This window comes from Pantoea sp. BAV 3049 (assembly GCF_009765445.1).
In the GTDB taxonomy this organism is placed as follows: Bacteria; Pseudomonadota; Gammaproteobacteria; order Enterobacterales; family Enterobacteriaceae; genus Erwinia.
The window spans coordinates 1955017-1971949 of record NZ_WHOY01000031.1 but is presented as its reverse complement, the minus strand read 5'-3'; the positions used below and the strand labels follow the sequence as shown (position 1 = coordinate 1971949).

The 16933-nt window shown below is 54.7% G+C and carries 15 protein-coding genes; 4 read left to right on the top strand and 11 right to left on the bottom strand.

What is annotated here, in order from left to right:
• Nucleotides 1-78 precede the first annotated feature (78 nt).
• The 10 genes from mtlD to yihU form a co-directional block, all read right to left on the bottom strand.
• Entirely contained in the window at nucleotides 79-1227 is a 1149-nt protein-coding gene (gene mtlD / locus GSQ70_RS10025; protein ID WP_158782392.1) for a mannitol-1-phosphate 5-dehydrogenase, read from the bottom strand.
• A gap of 99 nt (nucleotides 1228-1326) precedes the next feature.
• Nucleotides 1327-3255, bottom strand: a complete 1929-nt coding sequence (locus GSQ70_RS10020) for a PTS mannitol transporter subunit IICBA (RefSeq protein WP_158782391.1) — start codon at nucleotides 3253-3255, stop codon at nucleotides 1327-1329.
• Nucleotides 3256-3853: 598 nt separating this feature from the next.
• Entirely contained in the window at nucleotides 3854-4570 is a 717-nt protein-coding gene (locus GSQ70_RS10015; protein WP_158782390.1) for a DUF3053 domain-containing protein, read from the bottom strand.
• A 171-nt stretch (nucleotides 4571-4741) separates the two neighbouring features.
• Complete coding sequence (locus GSQ70_RS10010; RefSeq protein ID WP_158782389.1) at nucleotides 4742-5608, bottom strand: class II fructose-bisphosphate aldolase; 867 nt, start codon at nucleotides 5606-5608, stop codon at nucleotides 4742-4744.
• 16 nt (nucleotides 5609-5624) lie between these two features.
• Nucleotides 5625-6518: a PfkB family carbohydrate kinase gene (locus GSQ70_RS10005; protein ID WP_158782388.1), complete on the bottom strand. Its 894-nt coding sequence runs from the start codon at nucleotides 6516-6518 to the stop codon at nucleotides 5625-5627.
• Between the two features lie 28 nt (nucleotides 6519-6546).
• Nucleotides 6547-7458: an aldose 1-epimerase gene (locus GSQ70_RS10000; RefSeq protein ID WP_158782387.1), complete on the bottom strand. Its 912-nt coding sequence runs from the start codon at nucleotides 7456-7458 to the stop codon at nucleotides 6547-6549.
• 2 nt (nucleotides 7459-7460) lie between these two features.
• Nucleotides 7461-8870 (bottom strand): MFS transporter, encoded by a 1410-nt coding sequence (locus tag GSQ70_RS09995; RefSeq protein WP_158782386.1) that lies wholly within the window; start codon nucleotides 8868-8870, stop codon nucleotides 7461-7463.
• Between the two features lie 15 nt (nucleotides 8871-8885).
• Complete coding sequence (locus tag GSQ70_RS09990; protein WP_158782385.1) at nucleotides 8886-10316, bottom strand: MFS transporter; 1431 nt, start codon at nucleotides 10314-10316, stop codon at nucleotides 8886-8888.
• A gap of 96 nt (nucleotides 10317-10412) precedes the next feature.
• Nucleotides 10413-11420 (bottom strand): zinc-binding dehydrogenase, encoded by a 1008-nt coding sequence (locus tag GSQ70_RS09985; RefSeq protein WP_158782384.1) that lies wholly within the window; start codon nucleotides 11418-11420, stop codon nucleotides 10413-10415.
• Nucleotides 11421-11480: 60 nt separating this feature from the next.
• Nucleotides 11481-12374 carry a sulfolactaldehyde 3-reductase gene (gene yihU, locus GSQ70_RS09980; protein ID WP_158782383.1) on the bottom strand — a complete coding sequence of 298 codons (894 nt, stop codon included), beginning with the start codon at nucleotides 12372-12374 and terminating at the stop codon, nucleotides 11481-11483.
• 239 nt (nucleotides 12375-12613) lie between these two features.
• Between yihU and GSQ70_RS09975 the strand changes: the two genes are divergently transcribed.
• The gene (locus tag GSQ70_RS09975) at nucleotides 12614-13396 is read left to right on the top strand and encodes a DeoR/GlpR family DNA-binding transcription regulator (RefSeq protein ID WP_158782382.1); all 783 of its coding nucleotides are present in this window, start codon (nucleotides 12614-12616) and stop codon (nucleotides 13394-13396) included.
• A 203-nt stretch (nucleotides 13397-13599) separates the two neighbouring features.
• Nucleotides 13600-13893 (top strand): HTH-type transcriptional regulator, encoded by a 294-nt coding sequence (locus GSQ70_RS09970; RefSeq protein WP_158782381.1) that lies wholly within the window; start codon nucleotides 13600-13602, stop codon nucleotides 13891-13893.
• Nucleotides 13894-13944: 51 nt separating this feature from the next.
• On the opposite strand, the gene GSQ70_RS09965 is transcribed toward GSQ70_RS09970, so the two are convergent.
• Nucleotides 13945-14997, bottom strand: a complete 1053-nt coding sequence (locus GSQ70_RS09965; protein ID WP_158782380.1) for a LacI family DNA-binding transcriptional regulator — start codon at nucleotides 14995-14997, stop codon at nucleotides 13945-13947.
• Between the two features lie 208 nt (nucleotides 14998-15205).
• Here GSQ70_RS09965 and GSQ70_RS09960 point away from each other — a divergent pair, with 208 nt between their 5' ends.
• Together GSQ70_RS09960 and GSQ70_RS09955 are read left to right on the top strand one after the other, a co-directional pair.
• Nucleotides 15206-16105, top strand: coding sequence for a CoA transferase subunit A (locus tag GSQ70_RS09960; RefSeq protein WP_158782379.1), 900 nt, complete (start codon nucleotides 15206-15208; stop codon nucleotides 16103-16105).
• The gene (locus GSQ70_RS09955) at nucleotides 16102-16929 is read left to right on the top strand and encodes a CoA-transferase subunit beta (RefSeq protein WP_158782378.1); all 828 of its coding nucleotides are present in this window, start codon (nucleotides 16102-16104) and stop codon (nucleotides 16927-16929) included. Before GSQ70_RS09960 ends, GSQ70_RS09955 begins: the two co-directional genes overlap by 4 nt.
• The last annotated feature ends 4 nt before the right edge of the window (nucleotides 16930-16933 follow it).

The following is a 16933-nucleotide window of genomic DNA, read 5'->3' as shown; positions in this document are numbered from 1 at the left end:
CTCGCGGTTCCACCGCCGTGAAGGGCACGACCAGGTCGTGCCCTGTCCGTTCATCCGTTGAAGCCGGAAGCAATGGCATTATGCCATAGCGTTGTAAGCCTTCACTACGGCTGCCACTACCTCGCTGTCAGCTTCCAGACCAGAAACCTGCGCCAGAGTGGCCTGCACGCCGAGGCGGGACAGCAGATCGACCAGCTCCTGCGCCTGCGGGTCCTGGTCGCTGCGGTAATGCATAGCAGCGGCGATACCGGTCACCAGATTGTTGTGTGGCAAACCATACTCCAGCGTACCCAATGTTGGTTTGATCAGACGATCGCCGGCGCTCAGTTTACGCAGCGGCTGACGGCCTACGCGCTCAACATCATCCTTCAGGTACGGGTTTTCGAAACGTCCGAGGATTTTCTGAATATAAGCCGCATGCTTGTCGGCTTCAAAGCCGTAACGTTTAATCAGCACCGTGCCGCTCTCTTCCATCGCGCCTTTCACCACCGCGCGGACTTTCTCATCGAGGATCGCATCACGGATAGTTTTGTGACCCGCCAGCTGGCCCAGATAGGCGGTAATTGCATGACCGGTGTTCAGGGTGAACAGCTTGCGTTCCACGAAGGCCATCAGATTATCGGTCAGTTCCATGCCCGGAATGGCAGGCAGATCGCCTTTGAACTGCGTTTTATCCACGATCCACTCGCTGAAGGTTTCCACGGTGACTTCCAGCGGATCGGTGGTACCGGCTTCAGAAGGCGGCACGATGCGGTCTACGGCAGAATCGACAAAGCCCACGTTGGCTTCAGCCCAGGCGTGATATTGCTCAGGCAGCGCTTTCATCACGTGGCCTTTCAGCTGCGTGGTACCGCGCACCATATTTTCACAGGCGATGATATTAAGAGGACGGGTATTACCGCTATCACTGCGTTTGGCCAGACCCTTCGCGATACCACCGGCAATGCGCTCGAGGATCTGCGGACCAACCGCCGTGGTAACGATATCAACCTCAGCGATCAGCGGGATGATGTCATCGCTGGCACTGTTAACGGCATTCACGCCCCTGACGATATCGACCTGAGCCTGCTCGCCAACCACGTGGACCGGGTACTCGTGACGGGCATTCAGCGCATCCAGAACCACCTGATTAACGTCGGCAAACGTCAGCTGAATACCGGCGTCAGCCAGCAATTTACCAATAAAACCGCGGCCAATATTACCGGCACCAAAATGAAGAGCTTTCATAATTTTTCCCGTATTAACGATGAGGCCGGACAAACCCGGCCCGAAGAAAGAGCCGGGCATGCCCGGCCCTGGGGTGTAATACTTGCAATTCCTGAAGGCTTACGCTGGCTGTTTGCCAGACAGCAGGTCCAGGACTTCCTGCACGTCAGTGGTGCTGGCCAGTCTGGCGATGACGCTGTCATCATCCAGCGCGTTGGTCAGGCTGGTAATCACCTGGATGTGCTCATTGTTGCGAGCGGCGATACCGATAACCAGACGGGCAATGTCATCTTCTTCTTCACCGAAGCGAACGCCTTCCGGATACTGGCAGAACACCACACCGGTCTGCAGTACGCGGTCTTTCGCTTCAATGGTGCCGTGTGGCACGGCGATGGACTCACCCAGATAGGTTGGGGTCAGTTTTTCACGATCCAGCATCGCCTGAACGTATTCTGGCTCAACGTAACCGCCGCGCACCAGCTGCTCACCAGCAAAACGGATAGCCTGCTCTTTATCCGTAGCCTGGTTGCCCAGGAAGATATTGCGGGCGCTCAGTTTGAACAGGTGTTCCTGGCTGTTATCGTAGCTGTCGCTCAGCGTGGCGCTGACTTTATCACGGTGACCGGCAGTGCGGTTTGCATCAACCAGGCGCGAAGTCAGGTCTGTGTACAGGCCACTGTCGAGGAAGTTAGTCAGCGAAATATGCTGGGCATGAGGAGCCTGGCGCATTGCACGTTCGGTCAGATCGCGGTGAGTAATCACCAGATCCACATCGCCCGGCAGGTTGTTAATCGCGGTATTGGTGACGGAAATATTGGTCAGGCCCGCATCGTTAACCTTTTTACGCAGCACGCCTGCGCCCATGGCGCTGGAGCCCATACCGGCATCACAGGCCACGATGATTTTACGTACGTGGCTCAGATCGCCGTTCATGCCATCAGCTGCTGCTGCAGTACCGGTCTGGCCTTTAGACTGGGCTTTCATTTCGCTGACGCGACGGGCCGCAGCCTCGATATCGTCATCTTCTTTCACTTTGCTGGTTTTCAGCAGGATTGCAGAAACCACGAAGGAGACGGCGAAGGCGGCAATTATCGCTGCGATGTTAGCGAAATATGCACCTTTCGGGGTCATTGCCAGTACCGCCAGGATTGAACCCGGGGAGGCCGGAGAAACCAGGCCACCGTTCAGCAGAGTCAGGGTGAACACGCCAGTCATACCGCCAAGAATAACGGCGATGATCAGACGTGGGTTCATCAGCACATACGGGAAGTAAATCTCGTGGATGCCGCCCAGGAAGTGGATGATTGCCGCGCCGCCCGCAGACTGCTTGGCGTTACCACGACCAAAGAACATGTAAGCCATCAGTACGCCCATACCCGGGCCCGGATTCGCTTCGATCAGGAAGAAGATCGACTTACCGGCTTCGCTGGCCTGCTGGATACCCAGTGGCGAGAAGATACCGTGGTTAATGGCGTTATTCAGGAACAGGATTTTCGCCGGTTCCACGAAGATGGAGGTGAGTGGCAGCAGGTTATTCTGCACCATCAGGTTCACGCCAGCGGCGAGAATGTGGGACAGACCTTCAACCAGCGGGCCGATAGCCAGGAAAGCGAGGATCGCCAACAGCATACCGATGATACCGGCAGAGAAGTTGTTGACCAGCATTTCGAAGCCGCTTTTGATTTTACCGTCAACCATGCGGTCGAAGCGTTTTATCGCCCAGCCGCCCAGAGGACCGGCAATCATTGAGCCGAGGAACATTGGCATATCTGCACCCACGATCACGCCCATGGTGGTGATCGCACCCACCACGCCGCCGCGATCGCCACCGACCAGACGACCACCGGTATAACCGATCAGCAGTGGCAGCAGGTAGGTAATCATAGGGCCGACCAGTTTGGCCATCGTTTCGTTCGGTAGCCAGCCAGTAGGAATAAACAGTGCGGTGATGATACCCCAGGCGATAAACGCCCCGATATTTGGCATCACCATGTTGCTCAGAAAGCGACCAAAGTTCTGGACCTTGATCTTGATATCTGATGAGGACATAAAAACACACCCCTTATTGGTACGCGCTGACAAATAAGAGAGCGCGTTGATTTTTGTTTAGGATAGTACGGCGGGGAGCCGTCAGTATCACTGTATGCAGGCGGACTCTATCACGCGAATATGACGCTGCGTAGTCATCGGGTAAAGTGTGATGTAAATCACTAAGTTAGGGGATAGTGAGGGCTGTTTTTAGTGATGTTGATCACAATTATTCGCTGTAAAAAAAACACGCTGGCGAATAAATACGCAAAATGGCGAATTTTGTGTGATTTTCATCACGAACTGATCCAGTGACTTTCTGTTTAATGCGTGATGCATATCACAATTTATTTTTGGCCGAAAATGAGGCCGATCACACCAGGCGGTTCCCTTAAATCAAATGGTTATCGGATGTAAGAAAATTACGGGTTTCTGGAATGAGTAAGGCCAGGCTGGCTGGCGAAACGACGGAAGCCAGATCGACGCAGATTTAAGGTACGTAAGGGGTGGATTGCTCTGATACGACTGGTGGCAATCTTTGGATCGGGCGGGATCGTCCCCGCCCCGGTAATTGTGTATATCTCACCCGAAAGGGGGGATCAGACCCGCTGGCAATAGCTTACTGGAACCCGCTCTGCAGGGCACTCTGCGCCTGGCTCAGTGCCTGGGCATTGGCCGACAGGTTGCTCATCAGCGCATTGTACTGTGTGGCCTGCTGCTGGCTTGGGAACTGTATCGTCGTGCCGTTAAACGTCACCTGCGCACCCTGCTGCTGCAGGAAATCTCCGGCCTGCACCGCATTCTGGCTCAGCGTCTGCAGAGCTGGCAGCAACGGCTGCAGTGAGTTAGCTGGCAACGTCACCACTTTGTTGTAAACATTGTCGTAAACCGTTTTCAGATCGGATGGCTGTTTCAGTGCGGCTTTGCTGGTGTCTGCCTGAGTTTTGGACGCCTGAATTTGCTGGGTCAGCACGCCCAGCGAACCGCTGGCCTGACGCAGTGAATCACGGCGGGTCAGATAATCCTGCGGTGTACGGATCGCACTCAGCTCATCCACCACCGGCTTCATTCCGGAGTCCACCGCACGGTTCACCTGCTGTGAGAAACCATAAATGATCGCGTAATCGTTAACGTAGTTACCGAATTTCTGCTTCTGATCTTCGCTCAGGCTGGGCAGGTGTTCACCACTGCGCATCACGGTGTTCTGCAGGAAATCGATAAAGGCTTTGCGCTGGTCGGCTTCTTTGTCGCCGCAACCGGTCAGCTGAAAGACCAGAAACAGCGCGGCAAAAGGCACTAACAGTCGCGTCCAGATGCGTGAAATTCCTGTCGTCATGGGAAAGTAACTCCTGTAATAGAAGGGCTTGCAAGTAATGAGGGCGGTCAGTTCCGCGCCTAAAGAATAGTCTAAGTCTGTCAGGGAGGATACGGGAATCCGTGCCGGAAGGGTGAAGAAATTTCACCCTTCCACGGGTCTTGCCTGACAGGCTGCTTTTACCGGAGGATATTACGCTCGTTGAGCACTGCCAAAAATTCCCATCAGACGGGCGACATGCTTTTGCGTTTCATTGACGATTAACAGCTGAATCTCATGGTAGTAGGGCTCTTCGGTGGCATTAACCGCCTCTTTGATCAGCTCTCCCAGCGACTGCGACAGCAGCGTAAAGTAGTTAAGCTTGCGGATACCACAAGCTATCGCCTCCTTATACGCTTCGTCACCCAGCCCGGAGCCACCGTGCATCACCAGAGGCACATCCACGGTTTTCTGAATCTCACGCAGGCGATCAAATTCCAGCTTTGGCGTTTCGCGGTAAATACCGTGCCCGGTGCCAAAAGCTACCGCTAATGCATCCACTTCAGTCGCCTGCCAAAACTGCAGGGCCTGCTCTGGCGTGGTCAGAAACTGCTCATCTGCAGCCAGCTCCACGTGATCGCCAGGCAGGTCGCCGGTTTCAGCATTAGAAACATGGCCGACTTCGCCTTCAATCGACACGCGATGCTGACGCGCCAGCGCCACGGCCTTGCGGGTACTGGCCATGTTTTCCGCCATGGAGAGCTGGGAACCGTCATACATAATCGAAGAGTAGCCCGCCCGGATCGCCCGCTCACAAACATCAAACTGTTTGCCGTGATCGAGGTGGATCACCACCGGAACGCTGGCCTCCCGCGCAAGCTGCACCAGAGAAGGCCCCATAATTTCTGGCGGGGTAAATCGAAACTGCCCCTGCCCCTGACTGATAATGACGGGTGACTGGCGCTGCATGGCGGCGGCAATCACCCCTCTGGCCATATTGATATCGATAACGTTAAACGCACCGACTGCATACCGATGGCTGACGGCGTCAGCGAGAACTTCTCGTAATGTAACCAGCATAGAACTTCCTTATCAGTTAGTGTTGCGCAAGAAATTGCGCGAGTTGCTGTCGGTCCGGGATGCCTTTACGTCCCCCTTCACGGGTGCATTTCAACGCGGCAACAGCATTGGCGAAGCGGATTGCTTCAAAAGTGGGGCGTTGTTCAGCGATGGCGACGGCCAGCGCCCCGTGGAAGACATCGCCCGCGCCGGTGGTATCGACGCACAGCACCGGGAATGAGGGCACATGCCGGACTTCCTCGCCGTCCAGCCAGTAACAGCCTTCGGCACCACAGGTGACGTAAACGGTGCCCTGCGTTTTTTTCTGCGCCGCTTTCAGCGCATCAGCGATATTGTGCTGTTGGGTAAACAGGCGCAGCCCCGGCAGGGAAAACGCCAGGTGATCGCCGTGGGCAACCAGCTCTGCCATCCGGCTGGCCCCCAGATCCAGGTCCAGCACGGCAGGAATGTGACGCTTTTTCGCCTCGGCCATCAGCCACAGCGCGCCTTCCGGCCAGCTGGTATCGCACAGCAGGCAGTCCACCCCCTCCAGCATGTCGGCGCTTAACCAGTCGGTGCTGGTGGGACATCTGCCGTCACGGAAGACGGTAATTTGTCGCTCACCTTCCGAATCGACGTGGATCACCGCATGCGAAGACTGCACACCCGCAAAGGTATGCATCCCGCTGACGTCCACGTCCCACTGCGCCAGCTCGTTGCGGATCAGCTCACCATTACTGTCATCGCCCAGGCGGCTGATTAATTGGGCATGAGCGCCCAGTCTGACGCAGGCCACAGCGGCAGTGGCGGCAATGCCACCCCCATTCTCGAAGTATCCCCTGGCGAAGTATTTGGTTGGCTGCTGTGGGATCTGTTCCATTTCAAACACGCGGTCCCACACTGCGTTACCCAGACACACTATGTTGCTCATCGTTATTGTTCCTTTCAGGAAGACAGGGCTACAGCCCTGGGGGCTGGAGTTTCGCGACCTGCCAGCGGGTGGTAATGGTCAGAGGCTTATCCTTGCTGACCAGGGAGGGGGCGGTATTGATGCTGTTGGGTGGCCCGGAGAGTGGCTCGACGCAGGTGGCATCGGGCTGCTTGTCGAATACCACCAGCGTGTTGCTGTTGGCGGTCATCGTAAGCTGAATTTTTCCCGGCCAGGTCAGGGTCACCGCCAGGTTATCCCGGAAGCCGAACGTGTCATCCCACGGGGCTGGCTGGGGCGGAATACGCTTACCGTCTGGCAGCTCATCCGCGCCGGTTCTTTCCTGCCAGTCGGCGTCAAATGCCAGTTGCAGGCTCTCTTCCGGTGCGCCTTCATCTGCCTGACCGCACCATTTTTTAAACCACGGATGCCAGCCCGCCGCAGCCGGAAAATCATGCTGTTCCGTCTCCACGGTCAGGCTGAGCACCAGCGCGTTCGGTTCCAGTGTGAAGCGCTGGATCACCCTTCCACGCCACGGCCACAGCTCATCAAGCGGGAAGATAAACTTCGCGTGAGTTGGTGAGTGCTCACTGAAATGCCATGGAGCGAAACAGGCCATGCCATGCAGGGCAAACGGCGGCTTGTTGGCCTGCATGGCATGGCTCTGGTTGTTGAAGGTAAACGTTGCGCCATCCATGCGGCCCACCCAGGGAATCATCGGGAAGCTGCCGTACTGAAAGGCGCGTCGTTCGGGATGCCATTGACGCAGTAGCTCCTGACCAAAAGCGGTCAGCGAGGTGATCCGGCAACCGTCTTCAGGGTGGATAACCACCTGCAGGTTGGCGTTTCGCAGCAGAATACCGTCGGCCCGGGGACCGGGCCATGGCGTATCGAAGGCCTGACGAATCGCGTTGTAATGAGCATTTTTGGCGAGAGTGTTCATGTTTATCCTCCTGATCTTTCAGGTTCAGAAACGGTGCTTCCCGGCACCGTTTTTGGGGGGAGCTGCGTGTTAACTGGCCTGATCACCCTGACGCAGAACAGGGAAAGTGCGGCGATGACGATAAGGTAGGTAGCGACATACCACGGGCTACCTTCGCCCAGCGCCATCAGCACCGATGCGATTAGCGGCGTCATACCGCCGAGAATCGCAGAAATCTGGTAGGCCAGTGACAGCCCGGTGTAGCGTACCCGGGTGTCGAACATGCGGGCGTACATGGTGGGCTGAACGGCAAACATCATGGTGGGACCGAAGTTATAACCCACAACCATTGCCAGCACGATCAGTCCGGGATTTTGCGTATTCAGCAGCAGGAAGAAAGGCATTGCGTAGAGGAGGCAGAACGCCGATCCCCACATGTATATCCTGCGCTGGCCGATCCGATCCGATAACCAGCCGAAGAACGGGCAGGAGATCAGGCCGAGTGCGGAAGCGATCAGCATGCCGGTCAACGGGATCTGCTTGTTCATCGCCAGCTGGGTGGCAAGGTAAGCAATACCAAAAGCATTAATGATATTGGATGAGACGGCTTCCACTAATCGGGTGCCAAGCGCCAGGAAGATCTCCCGTTTGTAACTGCGGAAAATCTGCACCAGCGGGATAGCTTCTTCGGTCTTCAGCCCTGTGGCATGACGTTCCTGCATCGGCACCTGAAGCAGGGCCTGCTTCTGGCGCATCGCCTGCTTTCTGGCATCTTTAAAGTCATCCGTTTCCTGAATATGCAGACGGATATACATGCCGACGACCAGCATTGCCGCTGAAAGCAGGAAGGGGATGCGCCATCCCCAGTTCATAAATTGATCCGGAGTCAGCAAGCGGTGGCAGAGGGCGAACACGCCAGTTGCCAGCATAATCCCGGCGCAGGAGGCCATCTGGGGAAGGGAGCCGAAAAATCCCCGGCGATGGTCTGGTACTGATTCAAAGGTCATCAGTGCCGCGCCGCCATACTCACCACCCAGTCCAAATCCCTGGATCAGGCGCAGTAATACCAGCAGGAGCGGTGCTGCAATCCCAATCTGTCCGTAGGTGGGCAGCACACCGATCAGAAAGGTGGAGATACCCACGATCAGCAGAGTCCAGATCAGCATAGCTTTGCGGCCGATCAGGTCGCCATAGTGGCCAAACACGATGCCACCCAGCGGGCGGGCGAAAAAACCGATACCAAACGCCGCGAATGAGGCGATGGTGCCCAGCACGGGGCTCTCTTCCGGAAAGAAAAGTGGGCCAAACACCAGGCCGGCTGCGGTGCCAAAGATAAAGAAGTCATACCATTCCAGTAATGCACCGGCAAAGCTGGCGATAATCACTCTTCTGCGAGCGACGCTTTCCGCGTCTGTGTGGGACAAGGCATCCATAATTGAATCCTCTTGTTATCCCTGCCGCTGGCCTGGCTGCTGCAGGACTTCCTCATCTTCTGCGTCAACGTTACTGCCCACCGGCTCCCACTTGATCAGCTTGCAGACCAGGCTGCCAATGAAGGGGATAACTGCCAGCAGAAAGAAGGCGTCGGTATTCAGCGCGCCCCACAGCATTGGCCAGAAGATTAAGCCGGCGATCCCACCCAGCCGCATTACGCCCCGCACGAAGCCGATGCCCGCAAGACGAATGGAGGGAGGATACGAGAGGGTGGCGATGGTCATGCCCAGGCCACCCGGCCCGGCAGAATGGAAAAAGATAATCGTGCCAAGCAGGAACAGCGACAGCCAGGAGCTGACCTGCGGCCAGAAGCCCAGCGCAATCAGCGCCACGGTGACCACCGCAAAGCCGACCATTGAGAGATAGCGTGCGCCAAAGCGAGTGAGAATGATCGAGCCGATAGCGCCGCCGCTGATGCCGCAAAAGGCATTCACTGCAGCAGATCCCGCCAGTGCGCCCGACAGACCGCCCTGTAAAATAGTGGCCAGCGTCAGCGGCAGATAGAGCCCCACTGCGCCGTACTGCCAGGCCTGCATTACGGAAACCACACTGCCAATAAGGGTGCGCTGGCGGTATTTTTTGCTGAAAATCATCCGGTAAGCGCCTTTGACGCTCTTCTTCGGCTCGAGGGTCTGTGCGGTCTGCTGATGACCAGGCAGGGCCTTCACACCATATCGTTCAGCGAGGATTTTGCACGCCAGGGAATACTTGCCGACTCGAGCCGCCCAGACGGCGGACTCGCCGATAAAGATCAGGCGTAGCGCGATCACCACCATCGCCACTATCGCGCCGATGAAAATGCCGTAGCGCCACAGTTGTTCATCGACGATGTGGGAGAAGTGCAGGGCAATCAGGACCAGGTAAACCAGAGTGGTGCTGATGTACCATACCATTTGCCACAGGTTGACCGAGGTTCCTGACTTTTTCGATGCCGTACCGCGAAATTCAGCAATCGCGCTGGCCGCCAGCGGGAAATCAATCCCCAGCCCCAAGCCCATTACGATACGGCAGACCAGTAGCCACCAGATATCGGGGATAAAACTGACCGCCACCGATGCCAGGCTGCACATGCCCAGCCCAACCACAAAAGCGAAGCGCTGGCCGAAGAGGTTAATCACCCGGTTTGACAGCAGACCGCCAAACAGCGCCGCGACAATTACCGAGGCGTTGACCGTGGCCGTCAGACCTGGTGACAAACCAAATTCAGCAGCGATATATTTGTTACCGAAACCGATCATCGCCGACTGATAGGCATCAATCAGTACACCACCCAGCGATATCATCACAAGCATCCCCGATCGGGCCAGCGGATTCTGGCTGATTAAATTAATAACATCCTGCGGGGAAGTAATCTCAACAGGTGGATCTTCCGTGACATGGCTCATTATTAAACCTCAATTTATTCTCTTCAGAGAAGAAGAGGGAATATAATATCCGGTGCTTATTTATTTCATTCAGCACCGGGAGGATATTAATAAAACTCAGGCTTCTCTGAATTTAATCAGCACTTTTATTGAATCGACTTCCTGGGCCCGAATATAAGCCTCTGCCGCTCGCTCTATCGGGAACACATCGGTGATGAGGTCTTTGGTATCAAACAGCCCTTCAGCCAGCCACTGGATGGCCACATCAAAGTCATCTGGCAGGTACATACCGGAGAAAATCAGGTCACGTTCAAAGCGCTGCATATGCGGCAGAGGAATTTCCACGTTGCCGCCCGGCACGCCCATACACATCACTGTTCCACCCGGTTTTACCTTGAGGCAGGATTCCATAATGGTCGCCTGGTTGCTGACCACATCGATCACGCCGGTAAAGCTCTCATCGCCCAACTCGCCTGGTTTCAGCGTGCGGCTGGCACCGAATTTTTTCGCCAGTTTACTTTTGTTCTCATCCGGCTCAACCACGGTGATTCTGTTGGCTCCCATGATTTGCAGCGCCTGAACAATCGACAGGCCAATGGTCCCTGCGCCAATGACCAGCACGTCTTCCAGCGTATGTTTCGGCATACGGTTGACGCAGTGACGTGCGCAGGTTGCTGGTTCAGCAAAGGCCAGCACTTCCCAGGAGAGCGATGCTGGCGCAGGGTGCAGATTGCGGGCAGGCAGCACCTGTGAGGAGCGGGCCACTCCCGGCGCACGGAAACCGGCAACGTAAGGCGGAATGCACAAGTTAAAGCGGCCGGATTGGCAGGCCGGACATGTCATACAGGCCATAATAGGATCGACCACCACATGATCGCCCACTTTTACGTTAGTGACATCGGCCCCGACTTCAGTGACCAGCGCGGCAATTTCATGGCCGGGAACGATGGGCGGTTTACCCACCGGATGGTGGCCTTTTAATACGTGCAAATCAGAGCCACAAATACCGACATAAACAGCCGAAATACGGGCTTCATGTCCTTTTAGTGGTTCGGTTTTAATTTCTTTTTTTTCGGTAATAATTTTATTGACTTTCGGGAACAGAATATTGGTCACGACATTCATCTGGTTATTCTCCATTTTTTTAATTTAAGGATGATTTAATTTCCATTCTTGCGTTACTTTTTATTCAGCGAGCGGCCTCAGGCCGGAAAGCGTTCTGACGTGGGCTAATAAAGCGGTCCAGTCCTGTTTGCCGCGTCCGGCGGCGCGGGCCTGACTGTAAACTTCTCTGGCGGCGGCTCCTAACGGCACCGAAGCGTTTAGCTGACCGGCCACATCCAGCGCGATGTTCAGATCCTTGTGCGCCAGATCGATCATAAAGGCGGGAGAGAGATCGCCTGCCAGTACCTTGCCAGGCCAGCTGGTGGTGAAATGCCCTTTTCCTGCTACCGTGCCGGACATCACCTGGATGGCTTTTTCCAGTGGCAGATCCATCGCTTCGCACAGTACGGCGGCTTCGGCTGAGAGGGCATTCAGGGCGATGCTCATGAAATTATTGACAATTTTGACTTTGATCCCGTTACCCGGTTCACCACAGCGGATCAGTTCAGAACCCAGACACATCAGCAGATGTTCTGCCCGATCAATTTGCTGGTCCGTACCACCGGCCAGGATGGTCAGCGTGCCGGTCACGGCGTGGTCGGACGTTTTCCCTACAGGCGCATCCATATAGCTGAAGCCAGCTTGTGCCATGTCATAATGTAATCTTTCGCTCTCCATGGGATGGATGGTTGACATATCGATGACAAGTGCGCTGTTTTTGAGTGCTTCTGTAATGCCGTTTTTGCCAAAAAGAACCTGCCTGACCAGCGTGCCGTTGGGTAACATGGTAATGATAAAGTCGGCTTCTGCCACAGCCTGAGCCGGATTTTTTGCCGACTTCGCGCCCTCTTTAACCAGCTTTTCCATTGCTGAACTGCTGACGTCATACACTGTCAAAACATGACCTTTTGCGATCAGCCTGGACGCCATCGGCGCCCCCATCTGCCCTAAACCGATAAATGCAACCGCTGACATAGGATCCCCTTGAGCATTTGATTACAAAAAAAGCTGTTGATGGCGATACTATGTGTTGTTTTATGTAATTAAAGTGAAATGAATCACAAAACGAACGCAGTTATGGAATTTGATGTAATTGTTTGTAATGTTTTGATCTTTTGACCGAACCGGGCACAGAATGGGAGGGACTTTTGCAGTGACTCCCGTACAATAAGTCATCTTTCTGACAACCCTGACTGAAGTCGTAAGGAGCAGCGATGGACCCTCAAAAGTTAACCGGTAACCCACGCCACGATCGGCTGATCTCGCTGGTTCATGAGCGCGGGTATATGAATCACGACGAGCTGGCGGATATTCTCGGGGTATCTGTTCAGACCGTGCGCAGAGACATCCGCAAGCTGAGTGATTTGGGGGTAGTCTCCCGTCATCATGGTGGCGTGGGCCGCCCGGCGTCCAGTGTCACCAATATGGCATTTGAGCAGCGTGAAGCGACCTATGTACATGAAAAAGCGATGATTGCGCGGCGGATCGTGGATTACATTCCCAATGGCAGCACCCTTTTTATCACCATCGGAACCAGCGTGGAGCACGTGGCCAGAGTGTTGGTAGAACGCCAGGATTTGCGCATTATTACTAACAGCCTGCGCGTGGCGAGTCTGTTATATAAAAACACCTCGTTTGAAGTGGTGATGCCAGGTGGCACGTTGCGTCCGGTGAATGGCGGTATTGTCGGGCCGGATACCATTTCATTTGTGGAAGGTTTTCGGGTGGATTATCTGATCACCAGTGTGGGGGCGGTAGAGAATGATGGCAGCCTGCTGGAGTATTACATCAATGAAGCTGCGGTTACCCGGGCAATGATGGCGCACTCCCGCCATATTTTACTGGCGACAGACCACTCAAAATTTGCCAGTTCGGCCGCGGTTAAAATCGGCAACATTACGCCTGCCATGACGGTGTTTACCGATCGTCCATTACCCGATCCCCTGTCACAATTATTACAGCAGCAGCAGGTCGAAGTGATTATTGCGACCGGATGAGTGGGTAACCGGAAACGCAAGGTTGAAAAATAGTCAAAAAATATGACGCAAATCGGCTGTTTTGATCTAATACTTTAAATCCTGGCGTTTCCCTGCACTGCCTCCCACGAGCTCTCAGGCTGTTGTCCGCCAGCATTGTGAGCCTGAGATTCAGGCTCTTCCCCTCTGGTCGTTCACATTAGTGATTTTATGAGGAGTGCTCTATGGAATATAAAGATCCAATGGTCGAGTTGTTGTCCAGTCTTGAGCATATTGTGTTAACACGTGAAGTTATCCAGGCCGCTCCCGCTTTAAAGGGTGAAGTGTCGATACCCGAACCAAAACGCATACGCGAGATTACCGGCATGGAGATTGATGAGTTTGCCCTGGCGATGGGCGTCAGTGTTTCTTCGGTTAAGAGTTGGGAAGCTAAGCGCAGCAAACCTTCGCGCAGTGCTCAAAAATTGATGCAGTTGATTCAGTCGAATCCTTGTCTCAGCCGTGAGTTGCTGGGGTAGTATGAGAAACCCGCCAGATGGCGGGTTTTATGTTTTATTCCGCTGAATCCCTCACTTTTTTGCCGGACCGGTAGTCTCCCTGACTTTCAGTGTGGTCGGTAAAATTTTCTCAGAAACAGGTAACAGTGGGTTGGCTATGCGTTTAAGCAATGCTTCGCCCGCCAACCTGCCCAGCTCTCTTTTGGGTTGGTCGATGCTGGTCAGTCCCTGATTTCTCAGAGCGTTAAGTCCATCGAAGGCGGGCTTGAACGTGTCGTCAAAGCCTGTCACCGAAATATCTTCCGGAACCCGCATACCACGCTGATGCAGGAAGGCGATGGTATCAAGTGCCACAAAATCATTGGCAGCCAGAATCGCGGTAGGCGGCAAATCGCAGGCCAGCAGCGCCGCAGCGCCGCTTCGCCCGCTGTCGCTGTGATAAGAACCTTCGATAATAAATGTTGGGGGGATCTTGCAGCCCAGCCGCTGCATTTCCCGTTGGAAACAGCGCTGACGTTCGCGGGCGGTGGATGAGGTCTGAGGCCCGCCCATATAGGCAATCCGGCGATGACCCAGCCCATAGAGATGCTCAAGCAGTTGTCGCACGCCCTGGTCGTTATCCGGACCAATATAATCTCCCGGTAGTTGCTCCGGCTGACGATTAACGAACACGCACGGTGGACCATCCTGCAGCAGTGCCAGCGTCTCCTCACTGATTGACTGCGATACCAGAATCAGGCCATCCACCTGCCGTTCCAGCAACGAGCGCACAATATTCTGCTGCTTTTGTTGGTTCTCATCGGTATTGCACAGGAACAGCGTATTGCCTGCTGCCGTAAGCACCTCATCAATTCCTTTGACTATTTCCGGAAAAATAGGATTGGTGATATCAGCAATCAGCACGCCGACGGTGGCGGTTTTTTGCGTGCGTAAAGCCCGGGCAATGGTAGAAATCCGGTAGCCCATTCCGGCAGCGGTCTCATGGATGAGTGCCTTGCGCTGCGGTTTCACATAGCCTTTGCCGGAGAGCGCTCGCGCCACGGTAGCCCGCGATAGTCCACACTTTTCCGCAATATCATTGATGGTCGGGCGTCTGCTGGGCGGATTGTCGTTTTGCCTGCTCATGATGTTTTTTGCTCCTGACCTAATCTGAGATCGTTCTCACATTCATCTTTATTCAGAAAGGATAATTTATCAACAGCGCTAAATGAGGATTCCATCATGTCTGCCACGTTAGCGCGAAACCTCATCCTGAAATGGATGATTTTTTTGGTTTCAATGTGAGAACGATCTCACATTGCACCTCAAAGCCATCGCAACAAGGGAAAAAAACGTGAAACGCAGAGCAAAACTGACGTCTCTGGCTGAGGCGGCGCAGACGATTCAGGAAAGACAGCGACTTGCGCTTGGAGGATTCGCCATCTATCAACGCCCGATGGCGTTTACTTATGAACTGGTTCGCCAGAAAAAGAACAATCTGACGTTGGTGGGCATCGTTAACGCGATTGAGGCCGATCTATTGATCGGTGCTGGCGCGGTTTCACGGATCGAAACATCTTATGTCGGACTGGAAAAGTATGGCCTGGCCCGTAACTTTCGCCGCGCAGTGGAGGCGGGAGAACTGGAAGTGGTGGATTACCCCGAACTGCTGGCCTGGGACAGATTTCGTGCCTCACAGGAAGGGCTCCCGTTCTGGCCCTGCACATTTTTGGGTGGCAGTGGCATCGTGAAATATAACCAGGATATTAAACCTTTTACCTGTCCGGTGACGGGGCGGCAGATGTGGGCCGTTCCTCCGGCCGCTCCGGATGTGGTAGTGGTTCATGCGCCGATTGGTGACGAATATGGCAACGTCGCGATTCATGCGAGGAAAATGTTGCCACAGAGCGTGGACATCACCCTGACACGCGCCTGCGATACGGTGATTGTTACGGTGGAAAAGATTGTCACCTCTCAGGAACTGAAAAAGCAGCCTCATCTTGTCGAAATCCCTGCTTTTCGCACCAGCCATATTGTTGAAGCACCGTTCGGAGCATATCCCACCGCTGTGCCGGGCATTTATGACGCGGATGAGGATGCGCTTGCCGAATATGTCACGGCTTCCAGCACCGTTGAAGGTTTTGCTGACTGGCTGGCAGAGAGCTTCCCGGCACAGAGCAACCATTCCCGCTGGCTGGATCGCATTGGCGTGGCGCGTTTGCTGGCGCTGCGAAATACGGAGATACCTGCATGAATGTCAGCCCTGAAGAGATTATTACTGTCGCGTTGGCAAAAACCTTTCGTAATGGTGAAGTCGGATTTACCGGTCTGGCAACCGGTGGTGCGGCTGCGCTGTATATCACCGGCATTCCGCTGGCAGCCATGGCTTTTGCTCAGCATACTCACGCGCCGGATCTCACCATTCTTCTGGCAGGCTGGTGTATCAATCCTGATTTGTCAGCGATGAAGGCGTTACCAACGGCGGAATTTGACAGAGCGCTGCAGGATTTACCCTGCGAAGCGCAGATGCAGACCTATCCTGGACATTATGCTGTGCGACGTGGAGATGTGGATTTCGGCTTTGGCTCAGGCGTTCAGGTGGATCAACAGGGCAATATCAACAGCACCTGCATCGGTGATTATCAGCACCCTGATGTCCGCCTGGTTGGTTCTATTCTGCTTCCTGAACATTTGACCTGTTTTGGCCGTGAATATCTGATGATGCCGCATCATCAGCCGCGCAGTTTTGTTGAGCAGGTTGATTATGTTTCCGGTGTTGGCTATCCGGATGGGCTGGCTGGACGACAGGCTCTGGGACTTGAGCATGGCGGCCCGGCCTGGATCGTTACCCCAAAATGTATTTTCGATTTTTCCCGGCCTTCAGGTCGGGTACGGCTGGCCAGTATCCACCCTGGTATCGATCCCGAAGAGATCATTCAGGCCACCGGTTTTTCAGTGGACGTAAACGATGTTCCCGTCACGCCGCTACCTGAAAAAGAGGAGCTGGCTATCCTGCGCCGCTGCGTTGATCCGCATGGGGTACTTCTTCCCCGGCGTCACTCCCTGCAACTAACCTGAGGAT